The sequence below is a fragment of the Mycobacterium sp. genome (assembly GCF_035603715.1).
In the GTDB taxonomy this organism is placed as follows: Bacteria; Actinomycetota; Actinomycetes; order Mycobacteriales; family Mycobacteriaceae; genus Mycobacterium.
Genome location: NZ_DATNJW010000105.1, coordinates 1 through 10,342, shown reverse-complemented (window position 1 = coordinate 10,342; position 10,342 = coordinate 1). Strand labels below are relative to the sequence as shown.

At 64.9% G+C, this 10,342-nt stretch carries 12 protein-coding genes; 8 read left to right on the top strand and 4 right to left on the bottom strand.

What is annotated here, in order from left to right; translation table 11 throughout:
* Both VN856_RS04665 and VN856_RS04660 read right to left on the bottom strand, forming a co-directional pair.
* On the bottom strand, nucleotides 1–209 hold a 209-nt coding region (locus tag VN856_RS04665; RefSeq protein WP_325686628.1), incomplete at its 3' end, for a wax ester/triacylglycerol synthase domain-containing protein.
* 27 nt (nucleotides 210–236) lie between these two features.
* Entirely contained in the window at nucleotides 237–1,457 is a 1,221-nt protein-coding gene (locus VN856_RS04660) for an alpha/beta hydrolase (RefSeq protein WP_325686627.1), read from the bottom strand.
* A gap of 219 nt (nucleotides 1,458–1,676) precedes the next feature.
* On the opposite strand from VN856_RS04660, the gene VN856_RS04655 reads away from it, so the two are divergent.
* The 8 genes from VN856_RS04655 to VN856_RS04620 all read left to right on the top strand — a co-directional run bounded on the left by VN856_RS04655 (nucleotide 1,677) and on the right by VN856_RS04620 (nucleotide 8,465).
* Nucleotides 1,677–1,835: a DUF6307 family protein gene (locus tag VN856_RS04655; protein WP_325686626.1), complete on the top strand. Its 159-nt coding sequence runs from the start codon at nucleotides 1,677–1,679 to the stop codon at nucleotides 1,833–1,835.
* Nucleotides 1,836–2,185: 350 nt separating this feature from the next.
* Entirely contained in the window at nucleotides 2,186–2,365 is a 180-nt protein-coding gene (locus VN856_RS04650) for a DUF6131 family protein (RefSeq protein ID WP_325686625.1), read from the top strand.
* A gap of 104 nt (nucleotides 2,366–2,469) precedes the next feature.
* On the top strand, nucleotides 2,470–3,720 hold the full coding sequence (locus tag VN856_RS04645) for a fatty acid desaturase (RefSeq protein WP_325686623.1): 1,251 nt from the start codon (nucleotides 2,470–2,472) through the stop codon (nucleotides 3,718–3,720).
* A 102-nt stretch (nucleotides 3,721–3,822) separates the two neighbouring features.
* A complete protein-coding gene (locus VN856_RS04640; RefSeq protein WP_325686621.1) occupies nucleotides 3,823–4,701 on the top strand; it encodes an alpha/beta fold hydrolase in 879 nt (292 codons plus the stop codon).
* Nucleotides 4,702–4,763: 62 nt separating this feature from the next.
* Entirely contained in the window at nucleotides 4,764–5,660 is an 897-nt protein-coding gene (locus VN856_RS04635; RefSeq protein ID WP_325686619.1) for an alpha/beta hydrolase, read from the top strand.
* Nucleotides 5,660–6,784: an acyl-CoA dehydrogenase family protein gene (locus VN856_RS04630; protein WP_325686617.1), complete on the top strand. Its 1,125-nt coding sequence runs from the start codon at nucleotides 5,660–5,662 to the stop codon at nucleotides 6,782–6,784. The genes VN856_RS04635 and VN856_RS04630 overlap by 1 nt, the downstream gene beginning before the upstream one ends.
* 3 nt (nucleotides 6,785–6,787) lie before the next feature.
* Nucleotides 6,788–7,948 carry an acyl-CoA dehydrogenase family protein gene (locus tag VN856_RS04625; RefSeq protein ID WP_325686615.1) on the top strand — a complete coding sequence of 387 codons (1,161 nt, stop codon included), beginning with the start codon at nucleotides 6,788–6,790 and terminating at the stop codon, nucleotides 7,946–7,948.
* Between the two features lie 28 nt (nucleotides 7,949–7,976).
* Nucleotides 7,977–8,465, top strand: coding sequence for a hypothetical protein (locus tag VN856_RS04620; RefSeq protein ID WP_414686867.1), 489 nt, complete (start codon nucleotides 7,977–7,979; stop codon nucleotides 8,463–8,465).
* Nucleotide 8,466: 1 nt separating this feature from the next.
* On the opposite strand, the gene VN856_RS04615 is transcribed toward VN856_RS04620, so the two are convergent.
* Together VN856_RS04615 and VN856_RS04610 are read right to left on the bottom strand one after the other, a co-directional pair.
* Nucleotides 8,467–9,768 (bottom strand): amidohydrolase family protein, encoded by a 1,302-nt coding sequence (locus tag VN856_RS04615; RefSeq protein WP_325686611.1) that lies wholly within the window; start codon nucleotides 9,766–9,768, stop codon nucleotides 8,467–8,469.
* On the bottom strand, nucleotides 9,762–10,342 hold a 581-nt coding region (locus tag VN856_RS04610; protein WP_325686609.1), incomplete at its 5' end, for a CoA transferase. The genes VN856_RS04610 and VN856_RS04615, both read right to left, overlap by 7 nt.

Genomic DNA, 10,342 nt, shown 5'->3' with positions numbered 1-10,342 from the left:
TGATGCAACTTGAGCGGAATGTCAACCAGCTGATAGCAAAACGGCTCCAGTTTGTAGAGCCGACTGTGAATCACCCGGCGGAACGCGTCGATGTCGAAGTCGCGACGGTCGGCGTCCAGCTCGATCACCGCGACTTTGAGGGTGTGCATATGCACATTCGGCGTTTCGCTGTAGAGCAGTACCGCGTCCCACCCGCTCAGCCGCTTCATGGGTGGGACCCTACAACTGCGTAGCGGCTAAATAACCTCTTTGACCGCGATCGTCCGGTTGCGATAAACGTGGCCCAAGAACAGACCGACCGCGGTCGACGTCGCACCGGTGCGGGCCCCGTCGGTCAGGTCAAATCCGTGGCCGGCACCCGGCAGTTCCACGTAACCGACCACCGAACGCGATATCGACCGAAGCCGCTCGACGAAGCTACGCGCCTGTGCCACCGGGATCACCGTGTCGTTGCTGCCATGGATCACCAAGAACGGCGGCGCATCCGCGTGTATCCGTGCGATCGGCGACGCGTCACGGAACACTCTGGGGTGGCGGTCGATTCGACGCTTGACCACGACACGCTCCAGAAAGTCCACGAAGCGGTCCCGCTCGACGGTTGAGCGGTCCTCCCAGTCGTAGCGGCCGTAGATCCCCACCACCGCATCCACCGAAGTGTCCGAACCCGGCGGCAGTTCGGTCTGCATCTCGGGATCGTTGGCCGTCAGTCCGGCCAGCGCCGACAAGTGTCCACCGGCCGAACAACCCGCTACCGCAATGAAATTGCGGTCACCGCCGAACTTGTCGACGTTGGCCCGGGCCCACGCGATGGCGCTTTTGACGTCGGTGATGTGGGACGGCCAGCGGTGGTGCGGGGAAACCCGGTATTGCACCGACAGGCAGATCCAGCCCATTTCGGCCAACTGCGACATGAGGGCATAGCCCTGCAGCTGGCGACCGCCGTGCACCCAGGCGCCGCCGGGCACGAAGATCAATACGGGCGCCGGCCGAACCGGCAGATCCTTGCGACGCCACACGTCCAGTAGTTGCACCGGGTGCTTGCCGTAGCGCACCGAACTGCGATGCAGATAGCGACGGTGTTGCAGCGCACGCCAGAAGGGCGGCCGATGGTCGGGCGCCGGCCACTCGACATCGAGGTCCTTGCTCGATACCACGCCGCGCAGCGCAGCATCCAACACCGCTTGGGTCTGGTCGCGCTCGGCCTTGCGGGTCTCGCTGATACCGGGAGTCAGCCATGACTTGGCCGACGCGGACAACAACTCCGGCGCCATTCGGTAACCCCACAGACCCATCGCGGTCACACCGCCCAGCGGCTCCAGATGCCTGCCGACCACGGGCAGCGAGGCCATCGCATCACTCAACGCCAGCATGTAGTCGCCGGGCCGGGCTCTCAGCAGCCACTTTGCCCGAGAAGTCATGGTCGGTCGGCGAAAGCCGGTCGCCGCTGGTTCGGTCATCGGGGCAGCGTACCCCGCGGATTTGCGGTCAAGCGGCAAACGCGAACAGTTCCTCAATGATCAGCAGCGACACGCCGAGGCAGGTCGGGACGGCAGCCCGTCGGGCCTGATGGCCGCCGTGTGCCCGTGGCCGCACTCGGTGCCCGAAACCGGCGTACCGTCGGGGTTATCGGGCAGCTCAGGTGCGAGCGAACATGCTCGATTGAAAAGGAAAAGTTGATGGCTTCACCAATGACGTTCCGCTCTCCCTACGTCCACCGTCTCGAGCTGGTCAGGGACACCATCACGTCTCACACCAAACTCGGCGATAAGGAAGCCAGTGAACTAGCAGAACATGTTCTGGACGCACTGAATTCGATACCTGAGAAGATTCGCTGACCCTGAGACGGCACCGAATTTCGGGAAGCACAGGGCTTTCCGGTTTGTGTGCACTCTTACTCAGTGGGGCCCGCCCGAGCCGTTCAGCGCGGGTCTCTCAACGGGTGTACCGTTGATGGTGTTGAGACAACCAGCCGGTACGGAATGGGTGTGGCTGTTACGCCGCCGGACTCAATGAGCATCCGCTCGGGCCGTGCATTCTGAATCAATCAATTCCGGTCGAGACAACGTGTTGCCGAAACACTCGGTCGCGCAATGAAATATGCGCCGATCGGGCGACGCGACGCCAACCTTCGGACACTGACCCGGCCATCCTCCTTCCCTACATCTGCAGAAACCAGGCAAACGTCATGATCGGTCTCGGAATCGTCCTTATCGTTCTCGGCCTCCTCCTCCCTAGCCTCATCCCTACCTTCGCCTTTGCGCATCTTCTCTTGGTCCTCGGGGTGATCCTCCTCATTGTCGGCGTGGTACTTGCGTTGGCGGGACGGGCAGGACACGCCGTCGGCGGCCGCCGGCACTACTACTGACCGGCCGCAAGTTCGCCCCGGCTCGGCCAGCACTGGGCGGTCGAGCCGGGTGCTTTCGTCGGTGAACAAGCCGGCATACCCACGCGAAAGAAAGGCGTACAACCATGGCGATCACCGACGTCCCGGCCTTCGCCCATTTGACCAACGCCGACATCGACAACCTCGCCGTTGAACTGGACGCGATCCGGCTCGACATCGAGGATTCCCTCGGCGCGCGCGACGCGCGCTACATCCGTCGCACCATCGCAATCCAACGTGCACTCGAGGTCGCCGGCCGACTCACGCTTGCCGCCAGCGCGAAACGTCCCGCGCGGTGGGCGGGAACCGTAACCCTTGGTGTGGCCAAGATCATCGAGAACATGGAAATTGGCCACAACGTCATGCACGGCCAATGGAATTGGATGAACGATCCCGAGATCCACTCCTCGACATGGGAGTGGGACATGAATGCGGCATCGAAGCACTGGATTGCTTCGCATAACTTCCAGCATCACAAGTACACCAACATCCTCGGCGTGGATGACGATGTGGGCTACTACGTCCTGCGAGTCACGCGCGACCAGCCCTGGCGGCCCTTCAACATCGGCAACCTGTTGATGAATACCATCCTCGCGGTTGGGTTCGAGTGGGGAATCGGCACGCAGTCCATAGATTTCGACCATATCTTGAAGCCTGGACGGGAGCGTGACTTCACCCTTCAACAGATGCGCGAGTGGTCGACCAAGGTCGGCAGACAGGTGGCCAAGGACTATGTCGCGTTCCCGGCGCTCACATCCCTGTCGCCGGCGGCGACCTACACATCGACCCTGAAGGCGAACGTGGCGGCCAACATCATTCGCAACATCTGGGCCAACGCGGTGATCTTCTGCGGGCATTTCCCCGATGGCGCAGAGAAATTCACGAAGACCGACATGATCGGCGAATCGAAGGGCGAATGGTATCTGCGCCAGATGTTGGGCAGCGCCAATTTCGAGGGTGGGCCGTTGCTGCGATTCATGAGCGGCAACCTGTGCCATCAGATCGAGCATCACCTGTTTCCCGACCTGCCGAGCAACCGGTTGCACGAGATTTCAATGCGCGTACGCGAGCTATGCGACAAGTACGACTTGCCTTACACCACAGGCTCTTTCCTGTCGCAGTACGGCAAGACATGGCGCACTATCGCCAAACTGTCTCTACCTGATCGCTTCTTACGCGACACCTCTGACGACGCTCCGGAAACCCGCAGCGAGCGAATGTTCGCCGAACTTCGGCCCGACTCCACCGGGACCGACCTGGCGACGGGGCGCCGCCGCGGTCTCAAGACGGCGATTGCGACGGTCCGCCAGTGGCGTCGAGAAACTACCGATCGGTAACCTACGGTATCGTAGGTTGCGGTAGTGTCAGGCTGAAGCAGAAGCGGTCGATATGACCACGTACACGCAGACCGGAAGACCGTCAAACGGAGGCCGATTCCGATGAACGAGATGCGTTATCTCGATCTGCACGGCGAACGGGTCGCGTATCGGGACGCCGGGACCGGCGAGACGTTGCTGCTGATACACGGCATGGCGGGGAGTTCGGCGACCTGGCGGGCGGTCATTCCTGAGCTGTCGAAGAAGTATCGCGTGCTGGCCCCGGACCTGCTGGGCCACGGCGAATCAGCGAAGCCGCGCGGTGATTATTCGTTGGGTGCGTTCGCAGCGTCGCTGCGCGACCTCCTCGATGAACTCGGCATCAGCCGGGCGACGGTGGTCGGCCAGTCACTGGGCGGCGGTGTGGCCATGCAATTCACCTACCAGCATCGCGACTATTGCCAGCGACTGGCACTCATCAGCAGTGGTGGCCTGGGCCCCGACCTGAACTGGATCTTGCGGATCCTTTCGGCACCCGGAGCCGAGCTTGTGCTGCCGGTGGTCGCGCCGCGGCCGGTGCTGAACGTCGGCAACAAGCTGGGGTCGTGGCTGACTTCGGCGGGCATACAGTCGCCGCGCGCCAGCGAAATGTGGAGCGCTTATTCCTCGTTAGCGGATCAGCAGACACGGCAGGCATTTCTCCGGACGTTGCGCTCGGTCGTCGACTACCGCGGCCAGGCGGTCAGTGCGCTCGGCAAGATCCATGTCAGCCACGGCTTACCGACTTTGTTGATCTGGGGCGAAGAGGACCGAATCATTCCGGTTGCCCATGGCTACGCCGCTCACGAAGCCGTGCCGGGCAGTCGGCTTGAGGTGCTTCCGGGTGTCGGGCACTTTCCTCATGTCGAGTCCCCGGCAGCGGTAGTCGACATCCTTGACGACTTCATCACCAGCACCGGGCAGGATGCCGATCTGGCGAATCGAAAAACCGGGCAGAACTGAGACGCGTCTCCGACCGCGGAGCCCGCAACCGCGGCCCGGTTCGGATTGACCATACTGAAATGATGCCGAGCACTGATTTCCATCCTGACCTCCGCAAAGTCGCCCGCCTCGCGCCAAGATCGTTGATCGGCCCCCGCACGCTGCGGGTGATCCGCAGGCTGTCGTCGGTCACGCCGCGCGGCAAGGACCCCGATGGCGTCGAGGCGCTCATCCTGCGCTCCGGTGTCGGGGTGCGACTGCATCGCCCGGACGGCGTCAGCCAACCCGGCGCAGCGTTGCTGTGGATTCACGGCGGCGGCTACGTCATGGGTACTGCAAAGCAAGACGACCGGCTGTGTCGTCGATTTGCGCGCGAGCTGGGCGTCACCGTCGCGGCAGTGGACTACCGACTGGCGCCCGAGCACCCCTACCCTGCGCCGCTGGAGGACTGCTATGCCGCGTTGACCTGGTTGGCCGCCCTGCCCGCCGTCGACCCGGCAAGAGTGGCGATCGCCGGGGCCAGCGCGGGCGGTGGATTGACGGCGGCGCTGGCGCTGCTGGCACGTGATCGCGGCGAGGTGACGCCGACCCTGCAGTTGCTGGCCTATCCGATGCTCGACGACCGAAGTGGCTCCGGACCGGAAGACCCGAAGTACCGGATGTGGAGCCCGAAGAGCAACCGCTTCGGCTGGGCGGCCTATCTCGGCAACGCCGACCCGAACGTCGCGGTTCCGGCACGCCACGAGGATCTGAGCGGACTGCCCCCGGCGTGGATCGGCGTCGGCACCAATGACCTGTTCCACGACGAGGATCTTGCCTACGCCGAGCGGCTCACCGCTGCCGGCGTCCCGTGCCAAGTCGAGGTGGTCCCCGGAGCGTTTCACGGCTTCGACGCGATAGTGCCGAAAGCCTCTGTGTCACAGTCATTTTTCGCCAGCCAGTGCGCGGCCCTGCGATCCGCACTGGCCGCTACACGTTGATGCCTACCGCCGCACCATTCCTGGTGAGCGACGAACAGCGGGCGCTACGCAGCGCGGTCGCCGACCTCATGGCGCGTCACTCCAGCGAGGCCCAGGTGCGGACGCAGATGGCGACCGACACGGGCCTGGACCCCAGTGTGTGGCACGAGTTGGCGGCCATGGGTCTGACCGGACTGCTGGTCGACGAGGAGCATGGCGGCGCAGGTGCGGGCCCGGTGGAAATGGGCATCGCGATGGAAGAGATGGGCCGAACGCTGCTGGTCGGTCCGTTCCTGTCGACAGCGGTGCTGGTGCCCAGCTTGCTGGCCGCGACCGGCGACGCAGCCGAGTGCGGCGCGGTATTGCCCCGGATCGCGGCCGGTGAACTGATCGCGACCGTCGCCTTCGCCGAAGACGGCTCCGCCCGGTTGCCGGCGACGATAGCCACGTCCGCAGGTCAAATCGGCGACACCTGGCACGTCACCGGCTACAAGCATTTCGTGCTCGACGCGCAGTCGGCAGAACTGTTGTACGTGCTGGCCGCAACCGATGCGGGCCCAGCCGTGTTCGCCGTCGACGCCGGTGCTCCTGGACTGGCTGTGACACCGCTGACCACGGTCGACCCGACCCGCAAGCAATGCCGTCTGCAATTCGTCGATACTCCGGCGCGTTTGATCGGCCGGCTGGGTGCAGGCGTCGAGCTGTTCAATGCTGCGCTGGATGGCGGCGCGCTGGCATTGGTCAGCGAGCAGGCCGGCGGGGCACGGCGCGCAGTCGAAATGGCCACCGAGTACGCCAAGACCCGCTTCCAGTTCGGTCGTGCGATCGGCAGCTTCCAGGCCGTCAAGCACATGTGCGCCGACATGCTGCTGGAGGCCGAATCCGCGGTGTCGGCGGCACGCTTCGCCGCCGGCTCATTCGCCGAGCATGCACCCTCACGAATCGCTGATCTTGCTTTGGCACAAGCGTATTGCTCGGATGCCTTCGTTTTCGTCGCAGCGACCAGCATCCAGGTACACGGCGGCATCGGATTCACCTGGGAGCATCCGGCGCACTTGTATCTGCGCCGAGCCCGAAGCGACGCGCAGCTACTGGGCAGCCCGTCGTGGCATCGCGAGCGCTACCTGCGGCAGATCGGAGCATGAGCGATGACTGACGACGAACTGCGCGACGAGGTCCGGAATTGGTTGTCGGCCAACTGGAATCCTGACATCGATCGCGCCAGCTGGGCCCACATCGTCGTCGATGCCGGATGGGCGGTCCCCAGTTGGGAGCCAGAGTGCTATGGCCGCGGTGTTTCGGATGCCCAATCCCGGCTCGTCGCAGCGGAATTCGCTGCGGTCGGCGCGCATGGCTGCGGTCACGACCGGGGGAATCTGTTCGCCTGCACACTGCATGATGTGGGAACCGACGAGCAAAAGCGACGGCTCATTCCGCCGTCGATCCGCGGCGAGAGCAAATGGTGCCTGCTCTACAGCGAGCCCGGCGCTGGGTCGGATCTGGCCGGCCTGCGCACCCGGGCCGAGCGCGATGGTGACGAGTGGGTGATCAACGGGCAGAAGGTGTGGACGTCGTTCGCAAAAACCGCCGACTACGGCATGTTGGTGGCCAGGACCGACTGGGATGTGCCGAAACACCAGGGCATCAGCTTCTTTATGCTGCCGATGCATCAGCCCGGCGTCGAGGTTCGGCCGATCCACCAGATCACCGGCGAATCAGAGTTCAACGAGGTCTTCATCGAAGACGCTCGCCTTCCCGCCGAGAACCTGGTCGGCGAGTTGAACGCCGGGTGGTCGGTGCTACAGACTGCGCTCGGCTACGAGCGACGGTTCATGGCGGACATAGCACGCACCGCCAAGGACGCCAAGCGACCGCAAGCCGAGAAGGCCCATCTGCTCGTCGAATTGGCCCGGGAGGCCGGCCGGCTGGATGATCCCTATATTCGTCAGCAGATCGCCCGCGTCGACGCGTTGGCTACGGTGAACCGCTGGAACACTCAACGGTCGAAGGCCGCGGTCGATCGGGTCGAGGCGGCCACGCTGATGGCGCTCGGCAAGATCGCGATGTCCCGGATCCTGCACGAGACGGCCCGCGTCGAAACCGAAATCGTCGGCGCTGAAGCGATGTTGACCGGACCGGACAATCCCATCGGTGATGCGGTGACGTTCCGGACGTTGAACGCTTATTTCACCTCGATCGGCGGCGGCACCGATCAGATTCAACGCAACATCGTCGGCGAACGCGTGCTGGGCCTGCCGAAAGAGCCTGAGCCGTACCGCAACACACCGTTTCGCGAGCTGCCGCACTGATTCGGCGCGCCGCGACGCGCCCGGCCCGATGCTTGAACTTTGCCTGCGCTACGCCCATCCTGACAGCGTGGCCCCTCCCGAAATCCCGTTTCGCGGGATTCTTGACCCGGTGGCACGCAAGCTGCGTCTCCCATTTCGGACCCCGGACTTCATCGATCGGGTCATCCGGGGAGGGGTCAACCAAGCCGGCCGACGAACGCTGCACATGCTGATCACCACGTGGGATGCCACCGGCGGTGGTCCGTTCGCCGCCAGCGCGATGGCCACGGCGGGGCTGGCCAAAACGGTCGATGTCGCGCAGGGACTGTTCATCGGCCCGGTCTTCGATCCACTGCTCAAGGCGTTCGGTGCCGATCAGATCACGTTTCGCGCCGCGCTGTGTTCCTCGCAAGTGGTTGGTGTGGGCATCATGCGTTATGTGGTGCGCGTCGAGCCGATCCAGTCGATGGATGTCGACACTCTGGTCGACGCAGTCGCACCGACGTTGCAGCGCTATCTCGTCGGCGAAATCTCGTGACTCACCGCGCCGGGTAAACCATTTCCCCGCTGACAACGGTTGCGGCCACCATCCCGGCATCCAGTTCGGCGAGCGCGGTTTCGGGCGGCACGCTCAGCACGCACAGGTCCGCCGGCTGGCCGGGTGCCAGAGTTCGCAGTTCGGTGGGCTGATCGGGTCGGCCCAAGAACATCGTCAAAGCTGTTCGGGCAGAGATGCATTCATCGATACCCAGCACAGCTCCGCTCGGCGTGCAACGGTGCACCGCGGCGCGGATCGCCACCCACGGGTCACCGTCGCCGAAGGGCATATCGGTCGACAATGCCACCGGTATACCCGCGTCGAGCAGCGACGCCACCCGCCAGAGCTGGCCGTGCTCGGTGGCAGGGATCTCATCGAGGTACTGATCACCGCGCTCCGCAACGAAATTCGGTTGTGTCACCACGGTCACCCCGAGGTCGGCCAGGTCGGCGAGACAATCCGCCGGAACCACAGCGGCGTGCTCGATGCGATCGCCCGGCCCAGAGCCGGCTTCGCGCAGCGCAGCGATGGTGACCAGCAATTGAGCGGCGGTGACGCAGTGGATGGCCACCGGATGGTTGTCGCGATGGCGGTCGGCGATCCAGCTGACCAGCTGCTCGAGGTCCAAGTCGTCATCATGCAGGATCCGCTTACCAGGGGCCAGGCAATGCACGCGCTGGCGTAATTCACCGCGCCGGTGCAGCTCCGACAACCGGACTATGTCGGCGATGGCGAGATCCGGTGTGGCATCGGTGATCCCGGTAACGCCGTAACGGCTGAGCCGTTCGCTGAGGTCGGCCAGGCTGTTCTCGCTGCGGCCCAACGCATCGGCCCAGGAGTCAGCGCTGCGCAGCCGGCCGTCCGGATGCTCGGCCAGACCGACACGCTCCAGACCCGCCGAGTTGAGGATCCACAGCACACCGCTGCGATGCTGGACGCGCAGTGGCACCGCCGGAGCCACTGCGTCCAGCACGCCGCGGTCCAGCGGTCCGGCGACCGAGTCGTGGTAGCCCACCGCGCGGATCCAGCCGTCTTCACCGGCTTCGGCGCTCGCCAGCGCGGCGGCCAGTCCGTCGCGATCGCGGACCTGCGGCGGGCCTAGCCTTAGCGACATCGCCGCGGCCGCCGCGGAAAACAGGTGCACATGGTGGTCGTGCAGACCGGGCAGCACGGTCCCACCCGCAGCGTCCAGCACGTCCTCGGCGGACCGCGGCGTCAAGGAGTCGGCAACCTCGTCGATCGATGCGCCCACCCGCAGGTCGACGGCCGCGCCCTCCAACGTCACCGCGTGCTGGATCAGCATGGCGCACCAAGCCTCTCGGCTACGAGTGACTCGACCGCGGCGTTGTCGGCTCCCAGCGGTGACGCCGGCCCAACAGCCGGCGCTAATGTCGGCGACTCGGCCGGCGCGCCGGAATCCGGCGACTGCGGCAGGGCCGCGTATCGGGCGGCTACCTGGGCCATCGACACCTCGACCACCTCGCCGCCACCACGGCGCAGCGACTCCCCCACCGCACGCGCCGCCTCCAGTCCGGCGAGCGGGTCCGCGATTGCGTCGCCGCAGAACACCGGCCCGTCGGCGCCTGCGCCGACCAGTCCGCCGGCGACCGCGGCGTCATCCCCGAATGCAGGCCGGTCGGGCTGGTCGCGATAACCGCTGATACGCAACCAGATTCGACCCGCGCGGCCGGCCGGATCTTCGGCGGTCAATCCACGTCGTCGCAGCGCCGCGGAGCGAGAGCCCTCGATCACAATGTCGGCAGCATCAATCAAGCGGTGCAGCGCATCACTTTCGGCGTTGAAATCGAGGCAATACGAGAGCTTTCCGGCATTCATCCAATTGAAGAAGGCCGGCTCGCCGCGGCGGGTACCGTCGG